The 21,999-nt window shown below is 71.8% G+C and carries 20 protein-coding genes and 1 pseudogene; 14 read left to right on the top strand and 7 right to left on the bottom strand.

The window, feature by feature from the left end:
* Positions 1-421: pseudogene (locus AB0B68_RS13770) on the top strand (hypothetical protein); the annotation flags it as partial.
* A 68-nt stretch (positions 422-489) separates the two neighbouring features.
* Entirely contained in the window at positions 490-1,113 is a 624-nt protein-coding gene (locus AB0B68_RS13765; protein WP_357204880.1) for a phosphatase PAP2 family protein, read from the top strand.
* 46 nt (positions 1,114-1,159) lie between these two features.
* Here AB0B68_RS13765 and AB0B68_RS13760 read toward each other — a convergent pair whose 3' ends face one another.
* The 3 genes from AB0B68_RS13760 to AB0B68_RS13750 are packed head-to-tail and all read right to left on the bottom strand — an operon-like array spanning position 1,160 to position 5,943.
* Complete coding sequence (locus AB0B68_RS13760) at positions 1,160-2,383, bottom strand: hypothetical protein (RefSeq protein WP_357260162.1); 1,224 nt, start codon at positions 2,381-2,383, stop codon at positions 1,160-1,162.
* Between the two features lie 57 nt (positions 2,384-2,440).
* Entirely contained in the window at positions 2,441-4,126 is a 1,686-nt protein-coding gene (locus tag AB0B68_RS13755; protein ID WP_355004654.1) for a GTPase, read from the bottom strand.
* A complete protein-coding gene (locus AB0B68_RS13750; protein ID WP_357204873.1) occupies positions 4,123-5,943 on the bottom strand; it encodes an ABC transporter in 1,821 nt (606 codons plus the stop codon). The genes AB0B68_RS13755 and AB0B68_RS13750 overlap by 4 nt, the downstream gene beginning before the upstream one ends.
* 220 nt (positions 5,944-6,163) lie before the next feature.
* On the opposite strand from AB0B68_RS13750, the gene dnaK reads away from it, so the two are divergent.
* The 5 genes from dnaK to AB0B68_RS13725 all read left to right on the top strand — a co-directional run bounded on the left by dnaK (position 6,164) and on the right by AB0B68_RS13725 (position 10,908).
* Positions 6,164-8,032, top strand: a complete 1,869-nt coding sequence (gene dnaK / locus AB0B68_RS13745; protein WP_355004656.1) for a molecular chaperone DnaK — start codon at positions 6,164-6,166, stop codon at positions 8,030-8,032.
* Positions 8,033-8,080: 48 nt separating this feature from the next.
* Complete coding sequence (grpE, locus tag AB0B68_RS13740) at positions 8,081-8,836, top strand: nucleotide exchange factor GrpE (RefSeq protein WP_355004657.1); 756 nt, start codon at positions 8,081-8,083, stop codon at positions 8,834-8,836.
* A gap of 85 nt (positions 8,837-8,921) precedes the next feature.
* Complete coding sequence (dnaJ, locus tag AB0B68_RS13735) at positions 8,922-10,106, top strand: molecular chaperone DnaJ (RefSeq protein WP_357208537.1); 1,185 nt, start codon at positions 8,922-8,924, stop codon at positions 10,104-10,106.
* 30 nt (positions 10,107-10,136) lie between these two features.
* Entirely contained in the window at positions 10,137-10,577 is a 441-nt protein-coding gene (locus AB0B68_RS13730; RefSeq protein ID WP_030332087.1) for a helix-turn-helix transcriptional regulator, read from the top strand.
* 136 nt (positions 10,578-10,713) lie between these two features.
* On the top strand, positions 10,714-10,908 hold the full coding sequence (locus tag AB0B68_RS13725) for a hypothetical protein (protein ID WP_357208339.1): 195 nt from the start codon (positions 10,714-10,716) through the stop codon (positions 10,906-10,908).
* 203 nt (positions 10,909-11,111) lie between these two features.
* Here AB0B68_RS13725 and AB0B68_RS13720 read toward each other — a convergent pair whose 3' ends face one another.
* Complete coding sequence (locus AB0B68_RS13720; protein WP_355004660.1) at positions 11,112-11,543, bottom strand: hypothetical protein; 432 nt, start codon at positions 11,541-11,543, stop codon at positions 11,112-11,114.
* Positions 11,544-11,715: 172 nt separating this feature from the next.
* Between AB0B68_RS13720 and AB0B68_RS13715 the strand changes: the two genes are divergently transcribed.
* On the top strand, positions 11,716-12,174 hold the full coding sequence (locus tag AB0B68_RS13715) for a GNAT family N-acetyltransferase (protein WP_357208341.1): 459 nt from the start codon (positions 11,716-11,718) through the stop codon (positions 12,172-12,174).
* On the opposite strand, the gene AB0B68_RS13710 is transcribed toward AB0B68_RS13715, so the two are convergent.
* From AB0B68_RS13710 to AB0B68_RS13700, 3 genes are all read right to left on the bottom strand, one after another.
* Positions 12,163-13,377 (bottom strand): cation:proton antiporter, encoded by a 1,215-nt coding sequence (locus AB0B68_RS13710; RefSeq protein ID WP_355004662.1) that lies wholly within the window; start codon positions 13,375-13,377, stop codon positions 12,163-12,165. The genes AB0B68_RS13715 and AB0B68_RS13710 overlap by 12 nt on opposite strands.
* 5 nt (positions 13,378-13,382) lie before the next feature.
* Positions 13,383-13,883, bottom strand: a complete 501-nt coding sequence (locus AB0B68_RS13705) for a TrkA C-terminal domain-containing protein (protein ID WP_357208344.1) — start codon at positions 13,881-13,883, stop codon at positions 13,383-13,385.
* Positions 13,884-14,056: 173 nt separating this feature from the next.
* Positions 14,057-15,193 carry an epoxide hydrolase gene (locus AB0B68_RS13700; RefSeq protein ID WP_357198231.1) on the bottom strand — a complete coding sequence of 379 codons (1,137 nt, stop codon included), beginning with the start codon at positions 15,191-15,193 and terminating at the stop codon, positions 14,057-14,059.
* 85 nt (positions 15,194-15,278) lie between these two features.
* On the opposite strand from AB0B68_RS13700, the gene AB0B68_RS13695 reads away from it, so the two are divergent.
* The 6 genes from AB0B68_RS13695 (at position 15,279) to AB0B68_RS13670 (ending at position 21,946) form a co-directional block, all read left to right on the top strand.
* On the top strand, positions 15,279-15,923 hold the full coding sequence (locus AB0B68_RS13695) for a helix-turn-helix domain-containing protein (protein ID WP_357260159.1): 645 nt from the start codon (positions 15,279-15,281) through the stop codon (positions 15,921-15,923).
* Positions 15,924-16,008: 85 nt separating this feature from the next.
* Positions 16,009-18,600 carry an ATP-dependent chaperone ClpB gene (clpB, locus tag AB0B68_RS13690; protein WP_357198237.1) on the top strand — a complete coding sequence of 864 codons (2,592 nt, stop codon included), beginning with the start codon at positions 16,009-16,011 and terminating at the stop codon, positions 18,598-18,600.
* Positions 18,601-18,778: 178 nt separating this feature from the next.
* Positions 18,779-19,405 (top strand): DUF4178 domain-containing protein, encoded by a 627-nt coding sequence (locus AB0B68_RS13685; protein ID WP_357198240.1) that lies wholly within the window; start codon positions 18,779-18,781, stop codon positions 19,403-19,405.
* A gap of 1 nt (position 19,406) precedes the next feature.
* Positions 19,407-19,919 (top strand): DUF2617 family protein, encoded by a 513-nt coding sequence (locus AB0B68_RS13680; protein ID WP_357260156.1) that lies wholly within the window; start codon positions 19,407-19,409, stop codon positions 19,917-19,919.
* Positions 19,916-20,341, top strand: a complete 426-nt coding sequence (locus tag AB0B68_RS13675; protein ID WP_357198246.1) for a DUF4247 domain-containing protein — start codon at positions 19,916-19,918, stop codon at positions 20,339-20,341. Before AB0B68_RS13680 ends, AB0B68_RS13675 begins: the two co-directional genes overlap by 4 nt.
* Before the next feature lie 33 nt (positions 20,342-20,374).
* A complete protein-coding gene (locus tag AB0B68_RS13670; protein ID WP_357198249.1) occupies positions 20,375-21,946 on the top strand; it encodes a polyamine aminopropyltransferase in 1,572 nt (523 codons plus the stop codon).
* Positions 21,947-21,999 lie beyond the last annotated feature (53 nt).

The raw sequence follows: 21,999 nt of genomic DNA, 5'->3' as shown, positions 1-21,999 counted from the left end.
ACCGCCGGACCCGACCGATCCGCCGGACCCGACCGATCCGCCGGACCCGACCGATCCGCCGGACCCGACCGATCCGCCGGACCCGACCGATCCGCCGGACCCGACCGATCCGCCAGACCCCACCGACTCGGCGGACCCGGACCCCACCGACTCGCCGGGCCCCTCCAGCTCGGCCGATCCCGATCCGACCCCGACCCTGACGGTGGACCCGACACCCACGCCGACCGACGACGCGACAGCGACCGCCGTGCCGACCAGCACCCGGTCCGTCCCGGCCCCCACACCCACGCCGCCCGCGGTACCGACCCGCCGACCCGGCCCGGTGATCCCGTCGCCGTCGGTCGTCGCCCCGACGCCCAGCGTCAGCCCGGCGCCACTGGCCGGACCGACCTACCCTGCGGTCCCGCCGACGGTACGGTGACGATCAGGCGCGACCCGTCCGGCGTCGGCGTCGGCGCTCGGCGGTAGGCGCGTACCGGAGGGGGTGGCGTGGGCGGCGGTGCGGAACCCCGCCCGGTCACCACCCGGCCCGGCCCGGGGCTGCGGATCGCCCGGCTGGTCACCGAGGTGACCGCCCCGGCGGTACTCGTGTCGCTGCTGATCATCACGGTGAGCTGGCGCAGCGCCAGCCGCCCCGGTCAGGGCCTAGTCTGGGGTCTGCTCGCCACTCTCTTCGTCACCGGCATTCCGTTCGCCTACATCGTCGGCGGGGTACGCCGGGGCCGGCTCACCGACCACCACGTCGGCCGCCGGGAGCAGCGCCGGGCGCCGCTGCTGGTCGGCCTCGGTTCGGTCGCGGCGGGCCTCGCCCTGCTCGCCGTGCTCGGCGCGCCCCGCCCGCTGCTGGCACTGGCGGTGTCCGGCCTCGTCGGCCTCGTCGTCGCCGTGTCGGTCAGCCACTGGTGGAAGATGTCGATCCACTCGGCGGTGGCCGCCGGCACGCTGGTCATCCTGATGCTGACCTTCGGGACCCGGCTGGTCGTCGCCGCACCGCTGCTGGCGGTGGTCGGCTGGTCCCGGGTACGGCTGAAGGACCACACGCTGGCACAGGTGCTGGCCGGAGGTGTGCTCGGCGCCCTGATCGCCGCGGTGATCTTCGGTTCGCTGCGCTAGCCGGGCCGAGGGCGGGCGGCGCGGAGCCGCCCACCCTCGGACGCCGTCAGGCGCCGTCGTCGGCGAGGCGGTGGCGGTTCGCCTCGATCCACGCGTCCAGCGCGGCCGGGTCGTCCGGGTCCACCCCGTCGGCCATCAGCTGCGCCACCGCGGCGGTGGCCGCGCTGCGCCGCTCACCGGTCGAGTAGAGGCGGGCGAACTCCGGCACCATCTCCTCGATCGCCTCGTCGGTGCGCGTCGTCGCCGCCTCGGGCAGCCCGCGCTGGCGCGACGCGTACCGCGCCCAGGCCCGCAGCACCCGGGGGAGCATCGCCGCGTCGTCCATGTCCAGCACGGCCCGGCGGTGCACCCAGTCCAGCAGGAAGAGCCCGGACACCGCCGGACTCCAGCGCATCGGATCGGCGTCCGGGAAGCTCGCCGAGTGGTCCAGCAGCAGGCTCAGGCAGAAGTGCAGCGAGGCCAACTCCGGGCCGTCGACGGCGTCCAGCCCGAAGCGGGCGGCCTCCGGCGCGGCGAGGAACCGCCGGACCAGGTCGGTGCGTTCGGCCGCAGAGAGCGGCTCGACCTCCGCCGGACCGGTCGGGTCGGCAGCGGTGGGCAGCATCGCCAGCCGGGCCCCGACCAACGCCCGGTCGGTGGCGAGCGACCCTTCGCCGGGCAACTCGCCCAGGTCGTCGGTGACCGCCAGATGGCGAGCCACCTCGCCCCGGAACCGGGCTGGATCCTCGGTACGGAACCAGGTCAGCTCGTCGTCGGCGCACATCTGCCGGACCTGGTCCAGGATCCGTTCGGCCGGCCCGCCCACGAAGATGTCCTTGGTGATCCCGATGTTGTGGTCCACCAGGGCCACCAGCGCGTGCTCCGAACCGCCGGACTCGTCGTCGTAGGCGAAGGTCGCGAGGTAGGAGGTCTGGTCGCCGTACACGTCGCCGTACGCCCAGGTGCCGGTGAGGTGCACGCGGCCGAGCTGGGCCGTCCAGGTGGGCGCCTGGCTGCCCGGGCGCACCCGATCGGCGCCCTCGGCGGTCGGAACGAGGGTGGCGAAGACCTGCCGGATGGTGGTCGCCGCCGCGACCCTGCGGCGGGCGGTGGCGGCGAGGAAGCCGGTGACGAACTCCCGTACGGCGGCGTCGCGGTCGGTCTCCGCGATGGCGTAGACACTGCCCAGCAGGGCGCTGCCGAGCATCTCGGCGTCGAGGGCGGACTCCAGCTTGGTCACGTCGCGTGCGGCGTGCAGCACCGCGTCGTAGGGGGTCTCAGGCGTGGCCATGCTCCGACCCTACGCCGCCCGGGGCGTACGCAGAGCGGTAGCGAGCCGTGCGGAGCGTCAGCGGCGTGCGGCGTCCCGCAGCGCGTCGCGTGCCTGGGCGTACGAGCCGAGCACGGTCCGTACCGGTGTCAGTACGTACTCGTCGCCCACCTGGGCGACCCGGGCCGTCAGCCGCTGGTCGGCGCGGGCCCGGGCGCGCCGGGCGGCCAGGCGCACCACCGGCCGGGTCAGCGCCGCCACCAGCAGCCCGGCCAGCAGGCCGCCGAGCAGCAGGACGGTCGGCAGCGGCACCTGGCCGACCATCGGGTTGTCCAGCGCGGGCAGGCCGAGCGCCCGCAGCGCGTAGCCGAGCACCAACCAGCCCAGCCCGACCACGGCGGCGAGCGTGACCAACCACTGCACACCCCCGACGAGCCGCCACCACAGCGGGCGACGGTCGAGGCCGAGGTCGGTGCCAGCGATCGTGCGATCCAGGGCGTCCGGCAGGTCGCCGAGGCGGGACCGGGCGGCGGAGGTCACCGCGCCGGGCCAGGCCGCGGGCAGGTCGGCGGCGGCCCGGTCGGCCACCGCGCGGATGGCGAGGCCGAGCGCCGAACGCTGGGCGGCCGTCGGGTCCGGTACCGAGGTGGCCGCCACCAGGCTCTCCGCCGGGTCGGCCTGGTCACCGGTCGGTCCGGGCAGGTGCAGCCGACGCAGCGGGTCGGGCCGCAATCGCCGCCAGCCCCGGACCACGGGCCAGCCGGTGGCCGCGCCGGCCCGGTGCCGGTACGCCCGCTCCACGGCCTCGGTCACCGCCGGCACCCCGGCGGCCCCGGCCAGAGCCCGGTTCAGCCCGTTGACGGAGGTGTCGTCCGGCCCGCCCGCCGGCCGGGCCGAACCGACCAGCTCGTCCAGGCCGGCGACGACCGTGTCGACGTCACCCGCGAGCCGGCGCAACGCGGCCTGCCGCTCGGCGACCGTGCGCTCCAGCGCGTTGCGCAGCCCGACCATTCCGGCCGGATCGATGGCGGTGGTGGCAAGCAGGGGCACCCCGGTCAGCCCGTCCGTGTCGAGCAGCCGACGCAGGTCGTCCAGGACCCGGGGCACCTCGGCCGGGGGCAGCCGGTCGGCCTGGTTGAGCACGACCAGGGTGACTTCCCGGTGCCGGTGGAACTCGCGCAGGTAGCTGTCGTGGATGACCCGGTCGGCGTACTTCTGTGGGTCGACGACCCAGACCACCTGGTCGACAAGGCCGAGGAGTCGGTCCACCTCGAGCCGGTGCGATCGCTGCACCGAGTCGAAGTCGGGCAGGTCGAGCAGGATCAGCCCGTGCAGGGCCGTCTCGTCGTCCGCGTCCAGGGCGCTCTCCCGGACGAAGCGGTGTCGGGGCAGTACGCCGATCCAGTCGAGCAGATGGTTGGCGCCCTCCAGCGGCCCCCACACGCAGGCGTGGGTGACGCCGGTGGTCGGCCGGCGCACCCCGACCGGCGAGAGTTCCAGTTGGGCCAACGCGTTGAAGAGGCTGGACTTGCCGCTGCCCGTGGCACCGGCCAGGGCGACCACCGTGTGGTCCCGGGACAGCGCGAGCCGGGTGCCGGCCCGCTCGACAAGGGTGTGCGCGGGCACCAGGTCGGCGTCCGGCAGCAGACCGTCCACGGCGGTCAGGAACCGGCGTACCGCGTCCAGGCGGGCGATCAGCGCGTCGGCGTCGACCCGCTGGTCCCCGCGGAACACCTCGCGTACCCGGCCGGCGATGTTGCTCACCGGGAGCCCTCCTCGTCGGCGGCGGACAGGCCGCTGCGGTGCCGGGCCAGCTCGACCCGGCCGGCGGCCCGGCGCAGCCCGTCGCCGGCGTCCGCGGCGGGGCGGGCGTCGGCGGTGCGGCTCAGGAAACGGTCGGCCTCCGCGTCGAGCAGCGTCCGCACCCGGCCCAGCAGGTCGGTGCGGGCCTTGGCGGCGAGGGCACGCACCGCCTGGTCGCCGAAGATCGCCTGGAGGACGGCCTGCGCGGCGACAGTGGTGCCGGCACCGGTGGCCAGTTCCAGCCCGGTCGGGATGAACGCGGTGGAGGCGAAGACGGCGATCATCACGGCCAGCCCGGTGGCATTCACCGCGTACGCGGCGGTGCGGGCCACGAACCGCTTGTCACCGCCCTCGACCCGGACCAGTTCCAGCACTCCGCGCTGCCAGTCCCGGACCATGCGCTCGGCGCGTTCGGGTAGGTCGTCGCTCGGGTGGGCGAGCGCCGGGTCGAGCAGCCCGGCGCCGGCCGGGTGTGCCTTCCACCCGGTGTACGCGGACTCGGCAGCCTCCGAGGCCACCCCGCGCAGCAGCGTCACCAGTTGGGACTCGATGGCGTTGCGCAGCTCGGCGGCGGGTGCCGGCCGACCGGTGACGGCGGCCACTACCCGGTCCCGGAGGCGGCCGATCCGTGCCTCCAGCGTGCGGAACAGCTCGCCGGTGCCGACGAACTCCTGCCAGCGGGCGAGCACCTCACCCCGGAGCAGCCGGCCGTCCTGGAGCCCCTGCTCGACGGTGCGCTCGGCACCCCGGTACGCGGCCCGGACCCGTTCGTCCAGCCCGTCGGCGGCGGCGAGCTGCTCGTCGGCGGCGTCGGCCAGATCCTCCACCGAGGGGTGGAGTGCGGCCAGCGCCCCGTCGAGGGTCTGGCGGACCACCGCCGCCCGGGCGTCCGCGTCGGCGGCCAACCGGGCGAACCAGTCGGCAAGGGGAGCGGTGACTCCCTCGGGGAGCAGCCCCTGACCGTCGACCCAGGTCTCGGGCAGCACGAACAGCGGCGCCCGGCCGAGGTCCTGCTCGGCGAGCATCTCGGTCAGGTGCGCGGCGATCTCGTCGGTGGCCTCGGCGGGCACCCGGTCCAGCACCATGGCGATCACGGCGCCGCGCGCCCGGGCGCTGCGCAGCAGCTCCCACGGCACCGCGTCCGCGTACCGGGCGGCGGTGGTGACGAAGAGCCACAGGTCGGCGGCGGCCAGCAGTTGCGTGGCGAGTGCCCGGTTGGCGTCGACGACCGAGTCGATGTCGGGCGCGTCGAGGAAGGCCAGCCCGGCGGGCAGGGCCGGGGCGGTGACGAGGTGCAGGGCGCGCGGATCGTCGCTCGGCTCGGTGGTGCGGGTCAGACCCGGCAGGAGCTCTCCCTGCCGAAACCAGGCCGCGTCGGACGGGTTGCAGACCAGCACCGGGGAGCGGGTGGTCGGCCGGAGCACGCCGGCGGCGCTGACCCGGGCCTTGACCAGGCTGTTGACCAGGGTCGACTTGCCCGCGCCGGTGGAGCCGCCGACCACCACGAGCAGTGGGGCGTCCAGCCGGGCGAGCCGGGGCAGCAGGTAGTCGTCGAGTTGGTCGGTGAGTGCGGTGGCGGTGTGCCGGGCGGGGCCGGCGGAGGGCAGCGCGAGGGGATAGCGGGTCGCGCCGATCGCCTCCCGGAGGCCCGACAGCGCGCCGGGGAGGCTGTCGTCCCCGGTGGTGGCGGGGGGCTCCTCCGCGGCGGCCGGCGGGTCGGTGCGGGCTGCGACGGCGGGCGCACCGGAACGGGTGGCGGGATCGCCGTGCGTCGTCACCGCTAAAGCGTGCCCGACCGATGCAAGGGAAGACAACCGGACGGTAATAACGGCTGGGTTGCGTCGGGTTGACTCAAGTCACCTTGACGATTGGCCAACGCGTGGCACTATTGAGTCAAGTTCACTCAACTTGTGGTGGGGCCCGCTGCGGGCGGTGCTCGCCAGCAGCCCACGGGCGATGCCCGTCACCTGCACAACCTTACGAAGCGAGGAAGCGAAGATGGCACGTGCGGTCGGTATCGACCTCGGCACGACGAACTCCTGCGTCAGCGTTCTCGAGGGCGGTGAGCCCACCGTCATCGCCAACGCTGAGGGTTCGCGGACGACTCCTTCGATCGTCGCGTTCGCCCGTAACGGCGAGGTGCTCGTCGGTGAGGTCGCCAAGCGCCAAGCGGTGACCAACCCGGACCGGACGATCAGGTCCGTCAAGCGCGAGGTCGGCACGAACTGGTCCGTCGACATCGACGGCAAGAAGTACACCCCGCAGGAGATCTCGGCCCGGACGCTGATGAAGCTCAAGCGGGACGCCGAGGCGTACCTGGGCGAGCAGATCACCGACGCGGTGATCACCGTTCCGGCCTACTTCAACGACAGCCAGCGCCAGGCGACGAAGGAGGCCGGTGAGATCGCCGGCTTCAACGTGCTGCGGATCGTCAACGAGCCGACGGCCGCCGCCCTGGCGTACGGGCTGGACAAGGGTTCCAAGGAGCAGACCGTCCTGGTCTTCGACCTCGGTGGCGGCACCTTCGACGTGTCGCTGCTGGAGCTGGCCGAGGGCGTCGTCGAGGTCAAGTCGACGAGCGGTGACAACCAGCTCGGTGGCGACGACTGGGACCAGCGGATCATCGACCACCTGGTCAAGACGTTCCGTGGTGAGCACGGCATCGACCTCTCGCAGGACAAGATGGCCCTCCAGCGGCTCCGCGAGGCGGCCGAGAAGGCCAAGATCGAGCTGTCCGCCGCCACCACCACCAACATCAACCTGCCGTACATCACCGCCGGCGCCGCCGGCCCGCTGCACCTCGACGTGACGCTGAGCCGTGCCGAGTTCCAGCGGATGACGCAGGACCTGCTGGACCGCTGCAAGGGCCCGTTCGAGCAGGCCGTGAAGGACGCCGGGATCAAGATCTCCGACGTCGAGCACGTCATCCTGGTCGGTGGTTCGACCCGGATGCCCGCCGTGACCGACCTGGTCAAGCAGCTCACCGGCCGTGACCCCAACAAGGGCGTCAACCCGGACGAGGTGGTCGCCGTCGGCGCCGCCCTCCAGGCCGGCGTGCTCAAGGGTGAGGTCAAGGACGTCCTGCTGCTCGACGTGACCCCGCTGAGCCTGGGCATCGAGACCAAGGGCGGCATCTTCACCAAGCTGATCGAGCGCAACACCACCATCCCGACCAAGCGTTCCGAGGTCTTCACCACGGCCGACGACAACCAGCCGTCGGTGCTGATCCAGGTGTTCCAGGGTGAGCGTGAGATCGCGGCGTACAACAAGAAGCTTGGCACCTTCGAGCTGACCGGCCTTCCGCCGGCGCCGCGCGGCGTGCCGCAGATCGAGGTCGCGTTCGACATCGACGCCAACGGCATCGTCAACGTGCACGCCAAGGACCTGGGCACCGGCAAGGAACAGAAGATGACGATCACCGGCGGCTCCTCGCTGCCGAAGGACGACATCGAGCGGATGCGCCGGGACGCCGAGGAGCACGCGGAGGAGGACAAGCGTCGCCGCGACGACGCCGAGACCCGCAACGTGGCCGAGGCGCTCCAGTGGCAGACCGAGAAGTTCCTCGCCGAGAGCGGCGACAAGCTGCCCGCTGAGAACCGCGAGCAGCTCAACGAGGCGCTCGGTGAGCTGCGTGGCGCCCTCGGCGGTCAGGACATCGAGAAGATCAAGTCGGCGCACGAGAAGCTGGCTCAGGTCTCCCAGCAGGCCGGTTCGCTGCTCTACTCGTCTCAGGCCGAGCAGGGTCAGCAGCCGGGTGGCGAGCCCGGCCCGGGTGCGACCGGCGCGACCGGTGCGACCGGCCCGCAGGCCGGCGGTGCCGACGACGTGGTCGACGCGGAAATCGTGGACGAGGACGGCAAGAAGTGACCGTCGGCCTCCGACACGTTTCCACCGCGAAGGGGATGAGGTAGCCGCATGACGCAGAAGCCACGAGCCGCCGACCCGGGCGACACCGGGTCGACGCCGGGTGGCTCCGCGACCACGGAGCCGACCGGCGACGGGGAGCGGGTCGTCATCCGCAACAACCGTAAGCTCGTCGACACCGCCGAGCCGGAGGGGACCGCCGCGGACGCGGAGACCGGTGTGCCGGCCGAGGGTCTGGTCGAGGACGCCGAGGTCGTGGTCGATGAGATCGAGGTCGAGGTCAACTCCACCGACGGGCCGGAGCCGTCCGGTCCGGCGGTGGTGGACGCCCCGGCGCAGCCGGTGGACGGTGGCCGCGCGGGCACCTCGCTCGGCGCCGAGCTGGAGGCACTACGAGCCGAGCTGGACGAGCGGACCAGGGATCTCCAGCGGGTGTCGGCGGAGTACGCCAACTACCGCAAGCGGGTCGACCGGGACCGCAGCCTCGTGCAGGAGCAGGCGACCGGCTCGGTGCTGGCCGCGCTGCTGCCGATCCTGGACGACCTGGACCGCGCGCGGGAACACGGCGACCTGGTCGGGCCGTTCGGCACGGTGGCGGAACAGCTCACCACCGCGCTGGGCAAGTTCGGCCTGAACGCCTTCGGCGAGCAGGGCGACCCGTTCGATCCGACCCGGCACGAGGCGGTCGCGCACCAGACGTCGGCCGACGTCAGCGAGCCGACCTGCGTACAGGTCATGCGACGCGGCTACCAGCTCGGTGAGCGGCTGCTGCGCCCCGCGCTGGTCGCGGTCGCGGATCCGGAATAGTGCCAGACAGTGAGCAGGCCGTCCCACCCACCGCCCAGCGGTGGGTGGGACGGCCGGGCCACCAGGGTCGGAAGGAGGTGGACCGGTGAGTTCGAAGGACTGGATCGAGAAGGACTTCTACGCCGTGCTCGGCGTGGACAAGGCCGCCTCCGCGGATGACATCAAGAAGGCGTACCGCAAGGTGGCCCGGGAGTCGCACCCGGACCACAACCCGGGCGACCCGAAGGCCGAGGAGCGATTCAAGGCCGCGTCCGAGGCGTACAACGTGCTGTCGGACAGCGGCCGCCGTCGCGAGTACGACGAGATGCGTTCCCTCTTCGGCTCGGGCGCGTTCCGGCGCAACGCCAGGGGTGGCGGTCAGCCGGGCGGCATGCCGTTCGACGTCTCCGACATGTTCGGTGGCGGCGCCGGCGGCGGCGATCGTCGCTTCGGTGGCGCCGGCTTTCAGGACCTGTTCAGCTCGATCTTCAGCGGAGGTCAGGCCGGTGGGCAGGCCGCGCCACGCGGTCCGGCCCGTGGTCGAAACGTGGAGACCGAGGTGGCGCTGGACTTCGGCGACGCGGTGCGCGGGGTGACGCTGCCCCTGACGTTGCGCGCGCCGGGAGTCTGCGACACCTGCCACGGCAACGGGGCGAAACCCGGCACCCAGCCGCGTACCTGCCCGGTCTGTCATGGTGCCGGCGTGACCACCCGCGACCAGGGGTCGTTCAGCTTCTCCGAGCCGTGCCGCAACTGCCAGGGCGTCGGCACGGTGGTCGAGGAGAAGTGCCCGGAGTGCCACGGCAGCGGCGGTGTCACAAAGACCCGCACCATGAACGTGCGCTTTCCCGCCGGTGTGGCCGACGGTCAACGCATCCGGCTGGCCGGGCGCGGTGAGCCGGGCGAGCGCGGTGGCCCGGCGGGTGACCTCTTCGTACAGGTCAAGGTTCGGCCGGACGAGCTGTTCGGGCGTACCGGGGACGACCTGACGCTGACCGTGCCGGTCACCTTCGCGGAGGCCGTGCTCGGCACGGACCTGCGGGTGCCCACGCTCGACGGGGCGGTGACCCTGCGGGTGCCGCCGGGGACGCCGAGCGGTCGGGTGCTGCGGGCCCGGGGCAAGGGTGTGGTCCGCCGCGACGGGCAGGCCGGCGACCTGCTGGTCACGCTGGACGTGGTGGTGCCGGCCCGGTTGTCCGACGAGGCGCGCACGGCGCTGGAGTCGTTCGCCGAGCAGACCCCGCCGGCGGCCCGGGAACATCTCGACGCGCGGGTGCGTCGAGTCAGTTAGTCCGGTGGAACGGACGCGGAGGTGAGCGGGATGTCGGGCGAGTTCCTCGGTTCGGGCGACCCTGCCTACGAGGCCAAGGTGTTGATGATCTCGGTGGCGGCTCGGATGGCGGGGATGCATCCGCAGACCCTGCGCCAGTACGACCGACTGGGGCTCGTGCAGCCCGGCCGAGCCGCTGGTGGCGGGCGTCGCTACAGCGTCCGCGACGTCGTGCTGTTGCGCGAGGTGCAGCGGCTCAGTCAGGACGACGGGATCAACCTGGCCGGCGTCAAGCGGATCATTGGGCTGGAGCGGCTGCTGGAGCAGGCGCAGCAGCGGGTGGCCCGGCTGGAGGCTGAGCTGGACGCCGCGTACCGCCGGGTGGCGGAGCTGGAGTCGCTGGCCCGCTTCCCGGGCCGGGATCTGGTGCCGACGAACCGCACGTCCACCGCCCTGGTCGTGTGGCGCCCCCGCCGTACGCCCGATCGCTGAGCTGCCGCTCACCCGGATCTGTCTTCTCGGCCCGGACCGCGCCGGATTCCCGGCGCGGTCCGGGCCGCTTCGGTTAGCCTGTCGATAAGGGTCCAATCGGCTTAATCTGGACCTACCGGCATGGCGAGGGGGAGCGATGGCGGAACAGGCGAAGAAGGTGGCCCAGCAGACCGAGGACCGGTTGGAGAACCTGGCCGAAACCGTCCGCAAGAAGTTCGACAAGGTGACCGAGGGGACCTACCGGGACCGGGTCATCGCGGGCCGGTTCGCCGAAAACGGCGACCACGCCGCCGAACGGAGTCAAGCCGAACCAGAACGCAAGCAGGACTGACCGGTAACCAACGTACGGGCCGGGACCCACGGGGGGTCCCGGCCCGTACGCACGCCACGCCCCCCGCCCCCCGCCCCCGCGCCCCGCGCCCCGCGCCCAATTCCGCGATCTTGCAGTTTGGGATGACGGAATGTCTAGCTTCGCGCAATAGGTCGGAACAGAAAGTGCAAGATCGGCGAAAGAAACGGAGCGAATCCGGCAGTTCAGCCGAGGCGGCGGTTCTCGCGGACCAGGCCGCCCTCGCACCAGTCTCGATAGACGAAGAGGTCCGGTCTGGCCAACAGCACCCGGCCGTTGTGCGCCCAGACCTTCATCAGCTCGTCGCCGTCACGCTCGGCCTGTTCGACGAGCTTGCGGAAGCGGCGCTTGGGATGCGCGCGGAAGTTCGTCCGGATGCCGTCGGCCGCGTAGATGTAGAGGCAGTGCAGCGCGAACCGCCGTGCCGGGCAGGTTGAATCCATCGCTAACTCGAAGAGTGTCAACACCAGCCGGTCGCCGGAGACCAGCAGGTCCCAGTCCGGTGGCATCGACGCCAACGGCACTGAATCGGGCTTGTACGCCCAAGCTCGCAACTCCGCCGGAGTCGGATCGACGGGGTTGGCAAAGCCGTGGAACGTCGACTCCTGCACGCTCACCGGCTGACCTTCCGCTCTCGCCCGCGTTTGGCAACGCTGCCTGCGGACCCTGGCTGCTGGGGCGAAACGGTAACCCGCCGTCGGGTGCTGCGGTAGTACCCGCGAGGAGCAATTCCGCAACCGTTGGCATGGGCGGGTCGGTTGCATCGATGACGCAGCCGATGATGTCCCCATGACCATCCACGTACGACAGTTACAGCGAGGCGCCGAGGCCGAGTTCGTCACGGGGCTGGAGTGGCTTTTCGCCCCTCCCGGTGGCCGTCCCGGGGATTGGGACCGGGATCGTGCCGTCGAGCGGACCGCGCAATTGCTCGCCCACGAAGACGTCGCACTCTTCGCGGCGCGATCGGGTGAAGGTCAGCTGGTTGGTGTGGCCAGCGTCTACGTGGACATCCTCTCGGTGCGCTTCGGCCGTCGGGCTTCGATCGAGGACCTCGCTGTGCACCCCGAGTGGCGCTCCCGGGGTGTCGGCTCCAGCCTCCTGACGGCGGCCAGGGCATGGGCGCACGAACACGGTGCCGACTACGTCTTCCTGGAGTCCGGCCTCGCCCGGACCGAGGCGCACCGCTTCTACCTCCGCGAGGGTGCGACCCATGCGGCCGCGGCGTTCAGGTGGACTTCAGTGCGGTGAGTCGATGACCGGGGCCGGCCCCCGCCGCTGCGCCGCCGCGCGGTTGCGCAGCCACCGCTTGAACCACGGGAAGTCCGGCAGCCGGGCCAGGATCGGCCCGGTCACCACGGTGATCAGGACGTACGTCGCGGCCAGCGCTGCCAACCGCGGCTCGACGCTCCCGGCGGCCACCGCGAGACCGGCGATGACGATGGAGAACTCACCTCGGGGTACGAGTGCCAGGCCGGTCCGCCATCGACCGGGTTCGGCGATGCCGACCCGACGGGCGGCGAGGTAACCGGTGGCCGTCTTCGTCGCCATGGTGATCACGGCCAGCGCGAGCGCCGGCAGCAGCACCGGCGGAATGTCCTGCGGGTTGGTGGTCAGGCCGAAGAAGACGAAGAACACAGCGGCGAACAGGTCCCGCAGGGGCGAGAGCAACTCGGTGGCGTGGTGCGCCACCGGGCCGGAGAGCGCGATGCCGACGAGGAACGCGCCGACCGCCGCCGACACCTGAAGCGACGCGGCGATGCCAGCGATCAGCAACGTCAGACCGAGTACGCCGAGCAGCAGCGCCTCGGGGTCCTTCGCCGACAGGGCGGACGAGATCAGGTGGCCGTACCGGATGGCGACCACCAGCACGATCAGCACGGTGCCCACCGCGACGGTGAGCGCGATCCCGCCGCCGAGCAGGCCGGTGCCGGCCAGTACGGCGGTGACGAGTGGCAGGTAGAGCGCCATCGCCAGGTCCTCGATGACCAGCACCGAGAGGATCACCGGGGTTTCCCGGTTACCGAGCCGGCCCAGGTCGGCGAGGACCTTGGCGATCACCCCGGAGGAGGAGACCCAGGTGATGCCGCCGAGCACCAGGGCGGCGACCCAGTCCCAGCCGAGCAGCAGGGCGAAGGCCGCGCCGGGCAGGGCGTTGAACACGCCGTCGATCAGCCCGGCCGGGGCTGCCGAGCGGAGGTTGCCGACCAGTTCGTTGGCCGAGTACTCCAGGCCGAGCATCACCAGCAGCAGGATGACGCCGATCTCGGCGCCGACCGCGAAGAACTCCTCGCTGGCGGCGAGCGGAAGTAGCCCGCCGTGCCCGAACGCGAGCCCGGCGAGCAGGTAGAGGGGAATGGGCGAGAGGCCGAAGCGCCGGCTCAGCCGGCCGAGGAGGCCAAGCAGCAACAGCAGCGCACCGACTTCGATGAGCAGCGTGGTGAAATCGTGCATCCGCCTCAGCCGTCCGGGTCACTGTCGGCGAGGATGGCGGACACACCGTCGAGACCTCTGCGGGTCCCGACGACGACCACCACGTCGCCGGCTGCGAAGCGGAAGGAGGGGAGTGGCGAGACGATTACTTCGCCTTCGCGCAGCACCGCCACGATGGAGGCGCTGGTGCGGGTACGCGCCTTGGTGTCGCCGAGCTTCCGGTTGACGTACGGAGAGCCGGCCGTGATGGCGATCTGCTCGGTGAGCAGACCGGCGGCCTGCTCGCGGAGCCCGGAGAGCTGACCGAGCATCAGCGACGCGCCGAGGATGTCGGCCAGAGCCTCAGCCTCGTCGTCGGTGAGCGGAATGTCCGCCTGGCAGGCATCGGGATCGTCGGGATCGTAGAAAACGAGATCACGGCGGCCATTGCGATGGGAGACGACGCCCAGGCGGCGTCCGGACTCCGTCACCAGATCGTGACGTACCCCGATCCCGGGTAGGGCGGTCTGCTCGACACGTACTCGCACCAGCCAAGGCTACCGCTTGATGAACAATCCGCAGATCTTGGACGGTCACCGGTCGTCAGACCAGGCCCTACGCAGCTCAATGGCCGTGATCGACTCGGCTCTCATGATGTCGCGGTGTCCGGGTGGTCCGGACACCGCGACATCAAGGAACCCGAGTCGATCAACGCTGGCGGTCAGCGGAGGCTGGCGAAGAACTCGCGGATGTCGGTGACCAGCACCTCGGGGGCCTGGTGGGCCGCGTAGTGACCGCCGACGTCGCCCCGGCCCTCGATGTCGGTGTCGTACGCCGTCCACCGGACGATGTTCGAGTGGTCCCGCTCGGCGAAGCGGCGGATGGACTGGAAGTCCCCGGGGAACATGGCCAGCGCGGTCGGGACGGTGGTCGGCTCGGTCGGCGGCTCGCCGGCGTGCGCGTCCTCCCAGTAGAGCCGCATCGCCGAGGCGGCGGTGCCGGTGAACCAGTAGAGCGCCACGTTGGCAAGGATGAAGTCGGCATCCAGGCCCTCGTCGAAGAGTTGGGCGTTCCAGGCGAGCAGCCCCACCGGTGAGTCGGCCAGCCCGAACGCAAGGGTCTGCGGCTGCTGACTGTGCACCTGGTTGAAGGAGAACTTGTTCTCGTAGAACCACTGGAGGTGCCCGAGCGCCGCCTGGTCCGCCTCGGAGAGCCCGGCGAACTCGGCCGGGTCGCCGGAGGGGAACGAGAAGAGCTGGGTGACGTGTACGCCGAGCACCCGCTCCGGATCGATCCGGCCCAGCTCTGGCGCGATCATCGAACCGGCATCGTTGCCGACCGCGCCGTAGCTGTCGTACCCCAGGCGGTTCATCAGCTCGGCCCAGGCGCGGGCGATGCGGAACCGGTTCCAGCCGGCGTTGCGGGTCGGGCCGGAGAAGCCGAAGCCGGGCAGCGACGGGATGACCACGTGGAAGGCCGGCGCGTCCGGGTCGGTGGGCTCGGTGAGCGGGGCGATCACGTCGAGGTATTCCAGCACCGAGCCGGGCCAGCCGTGGGTGAGCACCAGCGCGGTGGCGTCGGGCCGGGACGACCGGACGTGCAGGAAGTGGATCCGCTCGCCGTCGATCTCGGTGACGAACTGCGGGTGGGCGTTCAGGCGGGCCTCGACGGCGCGCCAGTCGAACCCGCCCCGCCACCTGTCGACGAGGGCCCGCACCCGGTCGTTGCTCATCCCGTACGAGTCACCCGCGCCGGGCAGTTCGACGGGCCAGTGGGTGCGGTCCAGCCGGGCGGCCAGGTCGTCGAGGGCGGTCTGCGGGATCTGGGCGCGGAACGGGTGGACAGCGGTGTCACTCATGCCGGAACTCCTTCGGAACGGAATGTTTCGTTCTGCAATCACCATAGCAGAGCGGAACGGTCCGTTCCACTGTTAGTCTGAGCGCATGTCACCGACGTCCGGCAAGACCCTCGGCGGTCGCCGCGCCCAGGCCGCCCGCAACGACGAGGTCATCCTCGAAGCCGCCCGCGCCGTCTTCCTCGACGACCCGAAGGCCCCGATCGCCGCCGTCGCCGAGCGCGCCGGCGTCGGCATCAGCGCCCTCTACCGGCGGTACGCGGGTAAGGAGGACCTGCTGCGCCAGCTCTGCCACGACGGGCTGCGCCGGTACGTCACGGAGGCCGAGGCCGCCCTCGCCGAGGCGGACGACTGGGCCGCGTTCACCGGTTTCCTGGCCCGGGTGGTCGACGCCGACGTGCACTCGCTCACCGTTCACCTGGCCGGCACCTTCGCTCCGACCGAGGAGATGGGTCGGGACGCGGTGCGCGCCGGTGAGTTGGCCGCCGCCCTGGTCGACCGGGCCCACGCGAGCGGGCGGCTGCGCCCCGACGCGGTCGTCCACGATCTCGGGTTGTTGTTGGAGGCGTGCGCCGCGGTCCGCGTACCCGATCCGGGACGGACCCGCCAGCTGCGCCGTCGCCAGCTCGCGGTCCTCGTGGCGGGCCTGTCGTCGGTGCCGGACGAGGGCCCGCTGCCCGGCCCGGCCCCGGCGGCCGGGGAGTTCGACTGGCGGTGGCGACGCCGGGAGTGATGGGCGTCACGCGCTAAGGTTGAGCGGAATACGCTCAACTCTGGTTGTGTCCAACCCAGTGGACAACGCCGATCCGGGGGAGCCCATGAACACCGAAAGACTCACCACCAAGAGCCGCGAAACCATCACGGGCGCTGTGGCACTGGCCAACCAGCGTGGCCACGCCACGGTGGAGCCCTGGCACCTGCTCCTGTCACTCCTGGACACCGACGGCTCGACCGCCACCGGTCTGCTGCGCGCCGTCGGGGCCGACCCGACCGAGCTGCGCCAGGCCGCCCAGCGCGCGGTCGACAACCTGCCGGCCGCCCGCGGCTCCAGCATCGCCGAGCCGACGTTGGCTCGGGAGTTCGTGAACGCCATCGGCGCCGCCGAGCAGATCGCCCGGCCGCTGGGCGACGAGTACACGTCCACCGAGCACCTGCTCGCCGGCCTGGCCCGGGTGGGCGGGGCGGTGTCCGGCGCGCTGAAGAACGTCGGCGCCACCGAGGAGGCCCTGGTAGCCGCCTTCCCGACCGTGCGCGGTGGGGACCGTCGGGTCACCACCGCCGACCCGGAGCAGACCTACCAGGCCCTGACCAAGTACGGCGTCGACCTCACCGCCAGCGCCCGCGACGGCAAGATCGACCCGGTCATCGGCCGGGACTCCGAGATCCGTCGGGTCATCCAGGTGCTGTCCCGGCGTACCAAGAACAACCCGGTGCTGATCGGCGAGCCCGGCGTCGGCAAGACCGCGATCGTCGAGGGCCTGGCCCAGCGGATCGTCACCGGCGACGTGCCCGAATCACTCCGCGACAAGAAGCTGATCTCGCTGGACCTCGGCGCGATGGTCGCCGGCGCGCAGTACCGTGGCCAGTTCGAGGAGCGACTGAAGTCCGTCCTGGAGGAGATCAAGAACTCCAACGGGCAGGTCATCACGTTCCTCGACGAACTGCACACCGTCGTCGGCGCCGGCAAGGGCGAGGGCTCGATGGACGCCGGCAACATGCTCAAGCCGATGCTGGCCCGTGGTGAGCTGCGGATGGTCGGTGCCACCACGCTCGACGAGTACCGCGAACACATCGAGAAGGACCCGGCGCTGGAGCGCCGTTTCCAGCCGGTGCTGGTCGGTGAGCCGACCATCGAGGACACCATCGGCATCCTGCGTGGGCTCAAGGAGCGCTACGAGGTGCACCACGGCGTACGGATCACCGACGCCGCGCTGGTGGCCGCCGCGACGCTGTCCGACCGTTACATCACCGACCGGTTCCTGCCGGACAAGGCGATCGACCTGGTCGACGAGTCCGCGTCCCGGCTCCGGATGGAGATCGACTCGCGTCCGGTCGAGGTGGACGAGATCGAGCGGGCCGTCCGCCGGTTGGAGATCGAGGAGATGGCCCTGGCCAAGGAGCCGGACGCCGCCTCGGCCGAGCGGTTGGAGCGGCTCCGCAAGGAGTTGGCCGACAAGCGCGAGCAGCTCACAGTGCTCTCCGAGCGCTGGCAGACGGAGAAGAGCCACATCACCAAACTCTCCACGGCGAAGGAGGAGCTGGAACGCCTCGGCGGTGAGGCCGAGCGGGCCGAGCGCGACGGCGAGCTGGAACGCGCCGCCGAGCTGCGCTACGGCCGGATTCCCGCCCTGAAGGTCGAGCTGAAGCAGGCCGAGGAGGAGCTGGCTCAGCTCCAGGCCGACGGCGCGATGCTGAAGGAGGAGGTCGGCGCGGACGACATCGCCGCCGTGGTCGCCTCCTGGACCGGCATCCCCGCCGGTCGCCTGCTGGAGGGTGAGACGGCCAAGCTGCTGCGGATGGAGGAGTCGCTGGGCGGCCGGGTGGTCGGCCAGACCGAGGCGGTCGGCGCTGTCTCCGACGCGGTACGCCGTGCCCGGGCCGGTATCGCCGACCCGGACCGCCCGACCGGCAGCTTCCTCTTCCTCGGCCCCACCGGCGTCGGCAAGACCGAGCTGGCCAAGGCCCTCGCCGAGTTCCTCTTCGACGACGAGCGGGCCATGGTCCGCATCGACATGAGCGAGTACGGCGAGAAGCACTCGGTAGCCCGCCTGGTCGGTGCCCCACCCGGCTACGTCGGTTACAACGAGGGCGGTCAGCTCACCGAGGCGGTGCGGCGACGCCCGTACTCCGTGGTGCTGCTGGACGAGGTGGAGAAGGCTCACCCGGACGTCTTCGACGTGCTGCTCCAGGTGCTCGACGACGGCCGGCTCACCGACGGCCAGGGCCGCACAGTGGACTTCCGTAACGCGATCCTGATCCTCACGTCCAACCTCGGGTCGTCGGTGATCAGCGACCTGACGCTCGCCGACGAGCAGCGCCGCGAGGGCGTGCTGGCCGTGGTCCGGTCGCACTTCAAGCCGGAGTTCCTCAACCGGCTGGACGACATGGTGGTCTTCGCCTCGCTGCGGGGGGACGACCTGCGCTCCATCGTCGACATCCAGTTGCAGCGGATGCGGCGGCGGTTGGCCGATCGCCGGCTGGGTCTGGAGATCACCGATGCCGCCCGGGACTGGCTGGCCGAGCACGGCTACGACCCGATCTACGGTGCGCGGCCCCTCCGTCGTCTGGTCCAGACCGCGATCGGAGACCAACTCGCCAGGGCCCTGCTCTCCGGGACGATCCGAGACGGCGACACCGTCAAGGTCGACCTGGCCGACGCGAAGGAAGGGTTGACCGTCACCGCCGCCTGATCCGTCGCACCCGGGCCGATCCCGCCTCGCAGGCGGGGTCGGCCCGACCCGTTCTCCGCCCCCGGACGGCACCCCACCAGGACGCTCCGTAGCTGCCAGATCACCAGACAATGATGAGTTTCTCCAGGTGCGCGGGGTTGTTACCGTTCCCGCCGACGCACTTGGGGAGGTGGTCGGCATGAACGGTCCCGTGGCGTACCTGGTGACGACGTTGGGGTGTCTGATCGGAGTCGCCGGGGTCGTGGTTGCGGTGGTGGCGGTGCGCAAGGGCCGTAAGGCCGCCCGGCCGGCGGCACCCGCGGACCCGTTCCGGGACACCGACAGCGACGCGCTCCGCGGCGACCCGCGCAGGCTCAAGCCCGGCGACATCGTCGAGATCCGCCGGGTGTCGTACGCGGTCCGGGGCTCGGTGCATCTGAATGAGGGCGGCTGGAGCTGGGCCGAGCACCTGCTGGACACCGCCGAGGGCGACAAGCGCTGGCTCTCCGTGGAGGAGGACCCCGACCTGGAGCTGGTGCTCTGGGCCGTCGAGCCGGCCGCCACGATCACCCCGGGTGCGTCCGCCCTCGACTTCGCTGGCCGCCGCTACGCCCTGGAGGAGTCCGGTCAGGCCCGCTTCACGGCCACCGGCAGCACCGGCCTCGACCCCAGTGGCACCCTTCGATACCACGACTACCGGGCCCAGGGCGGCGAACGGCTCTCCTTCGAGGCGTACGGCCAGGCCGGCTGGGAGGTCGCCCGGGGCGAGCAGTTGCACCGCGCCGACGTGATGGTCTACCCGCAGGCCGGGCCGGAGGCCAGCTGAGGTGCTGGTGAGCCTCCACACCCCGTACGTCGACACCTGCGCCGCCGACCTGAGCCTGTTACTCGGCGGCCCGGAGCGTCCTGCGCTGCACGTCCGCGACGTCACGCTGCCCGGGGACGTCCGGCTACGGCTGCGCCTGCTCGGTGCGTCCCACCAGGTCGTGCTGGCCGAACCCGGCGATGCGGCCGAACTCACCGAGACGGTCGCCTGCCTGCCGGGCCGGCCGCCGCACCTGCCCGACGCCCTGCACGACGAAGCGGGCGGCTACCGCTTCACCGCCGCCGTGCTGCGCCCCGCCGACGGTGAGTTGCACACCCGGATCGCCAGGCTCCGCGCCGACCTGGCCGACGACCCGTACGCCCTGGTCGGAGTCTTTCCCGGCGACCCGGACGCGGTGACCGCGCTGGCCGTGCGCACCGACCTGCCGCACGGGACGGTCGGCTGGCGTACCTGGCACGCGTACCCCCAGACCAACGAGCTGGTCCTGACCGAGACGGTGGTGGCACTGCGATGACGTACCGACGCTGGTTCGTGGTGGGCGTGGCAGCGGCCGTGGTCGGCGCGCTGGTCGCGGGCTTCGCCCTCGTCAACGGCACCTTTTCCCCGCGCGCCTACGTGCAGGACAGGTATTCGCGAGCGGCCAGCCGGGACATCGGGCGGGAAGCGATCGCGTACACCTCGTCCAAGTCACCGACCGCTGTGGCCAAGGAACTGACCGACGCATGGAATCCGTCCGACCGGTACGCCGACGGCAGCGGCGTCTACCTGCGCTACGACGACGACTCGGTGGTGATCCTGCCGATCGCGGCAGGCTCGGTGATCCTGCTCGAAGACATGGACACCGCTCACCCCCGCTACCACTCGACCGTCGGGTCGTACTGGGGTTGGGGACGCGGTAACAGCGTTCGGGGCGGCGGCCCCGGCACCGGCAAGTAGCCCGACGCCTGACCCCATCACCTGGAGCCCTCCGTGCAGAACCTCGTCACCGAGGCCCGGCCGCACTGGCGGCTGGCCCGCGCGGCGGTGCTGGTCGCGGTCTTCGTCTGCGCCGCCTGCGGCCTGGTCTACGAGCTGGCCCTTGTCGCGCTCGGCAGCTACCTGATCGGCGACACCGTCGGGCAGGCGTCGATCGTGCTCGGCGTGATGGTCTTCGCGATGGGCGTCGGCGCACTGGTTGCGAAGCCGTTGCAGCCCCGGGCCGCCGCAGCGTTCGCGGTGATCGAACTGACCCTGGCCCTGCTCGGTGGCCTGTCAGTGCTCGGCCTCTACGCCGCCTTCGCCTGGCTCGACCTGTACGGCCCGGCGCTGGTCGCCACCGCCTTCGTGCTGGGCCTGCTGATCGGCGCGGAGATTCCGCTGCTGATGGTGATGTTGCAGCGCATCCGCGAGCAGGCCGCCGGCAGTGCGGTGGCCGACCTGTTCGCCGCCGACTACGTCGGCGCGCTGCTCGGCGGGCTCGCCTTCCCGTTCCTGTTGATCCCCGTCTTCGGCCAGCTCAAGGGTGCCCTGGTGGTCGGCGCGGTGAACGCGGTGGCCGGTCTCGCCCTGGTCTGCACTGTGTTCCGGAGGGAGCTGAGCCGCCGCGCCCGGCTCGTCCTCGGCGCCGGCTCCGTCGTGGTCGCGCTCTGCCTGGGGTACGCCTGGGTGACCGCCGCCGACTTCGAGGTGACCGCCCGGCAGCAGCTCTACCGGGACCCCGTCGTGTACGCCGAACGCTCCCGTTACCAGGAGATCGTGCTGACCAGGTCGGTGCGGGAGGTCGGCCACGCCGACACCGACCTCCGGCTGTTCCTCAACGGTGATCTTCAGTTCAGCTCGGTGGACGAGTACCGCTACCACGAGGCGCTGGTGCATCCGGCGATGCGAGGTCCACGCGGCGACGTACTGGTTCTCGGTGCCGGCGACGGCCTCGCCGTCCGGGAGATCCTGCGGTACCCGGACGTCCGCCGGGTGACAGTTGTCGACCTCGACCCGGCGGTGGTTGCGCTGGCCAGCACCGTGCCGCAGCTGCGGGCGCTCAACGGCGGCTCGCTCGACGACCCCCGCGTACGGGTGGTGAACACTGACGCGTTCGGCTGGCTGCGTACCGCCGCCGAGCGCTTCGACGTGGTGGTCGCCGACCTGCCCGATCCGGACGAGACGGCCACGGCCAAGCTCTACACCGTCGAGTTCTACGCGCTGATCAGGTCGGTGCTCGCCGAGCGGGGACGGCTGGTGGTGCAGTCCGGCTCGCCGTACTTCGCGCCCCGCTCCTACTGGTCGATCGACGCGTCGGTGCGGGAAGCGGGCTTCGCCACAGTGCCGTACCACGTCGATGTGCCGTCCTTCGGCGACTGGGGTTTCCTGCTCGCCACGGCGGGAACCGCCCCGCCGGTGCTGGAACTGCCGGCCGACGCGCCCCGGCTGCGTTTCCTCGACCCGGGCGTGCTGCGGGCGGCGGCGGCCTTTCCCGCCGACCGCGCCCGCCTGGACGTGCCCCCCAGCACCCTCCTCCAACCGAGGGTCCTCGACTACGCCCGCACCGAGTGGCGCGGCTACTGACCCGCACCACCTGGCGCCCGAACAAGGCGGCCGTGTCAGGAGAGTGTCCGCTC

It is taken from the genome of Micromonospora sp. NPDC049049, assembly GCF_040649115.1.
Lineage (GTDB): Bacteria > Actinomycetota > Actinomycetes > Mycobacteriales > Micromonosporaceae > Micromonospora.
Note: the sequence above shows the minus strand (reverse complement) of the source record. Positions and strands in the feature narration are given on the sequence as shown.

Coding starts and splice junctions, on each gene's coding strand:
- AB0B68_RS13760 (WP_357260162.1), bottom strand. CDS start 2,383: ATGGCCACGCCTGAGACCCCCTACGACGCGGTGCTGCACGCCGCACGC.
- dnaK (WP_355004656.1), top strand. CDS start 6,164: ATGGCACGTGCGGTCGGTATCGACCTCGGCACGACGAACTCCTGCGTC.
- grpE (WP_355004657.1), top strand. CDS start 8,081: ATGACGCAGAAGCCACGAGCCGCCGACCCGGGCGACACCGGGTCGACG.
- AB0B68_RS13730 (WP_030332087.1), top strand. CDS start 10,137: ATGTCGGGCGAGTTCCTCGGTTCGGGCGACCCTGCCTACGAGGCCAAG.
- AB0B68_RS13725 (WP_357208339.1), top strand. CDS start 10,714: ATGGCGGAACAGGCGAAGAAGGTGGCCCAGCAGACCGAGGACCGGTTG.
- AB0B68_RS13715 (WP_357208341.1), top strand. CDS start 11,716: ATGACCATCCACGTACGACAGTTACAGCGAGGCGCCGAGGCCGAGTTC.
- AB0B68_RS13710 (WP_355004662.1), bottom strand. CDS start 13,377: ATGCACGATTTCACCACGCTGCTCATCGAAGTCGGTGCGCTGCTGTTG.
- AB0B68_RS13700 (WP_357198231.1), bottom strand. CDS start 15,193: ATGAGTGACACCGCTGTCCACCCGTTCCGCGCCCAGATCCCGCAGACC.
- AB0B68_RS13695 (WP_357260159.1), top strand. CDS start 15,279: ATGTCACCGACGTCCGGCAAGACCCTCGGCGGTCGCCGCGCCCAGGCC.
- clpB (WP_357198237.1), top strand. CDS start 16,009: ATGAACACCGAAAGACTCACCACCAAGAGCCGCGAAACCATCACGGGC.
- AB0B68_RS13685 (WP_357198240.1), top strand. CDS start 18,779: ATGAACGGTCCCGTGGCGTACCTGGTGACGACGTTGGGGTGTCTGATC.
- AB0B68_RS13675 (WP_357198246.1), top strand. CDS start 19,916: ATGACGTACCGACGCTGGTTCGTGGTGGGCGTGGCAGCGGCCGTGGTC.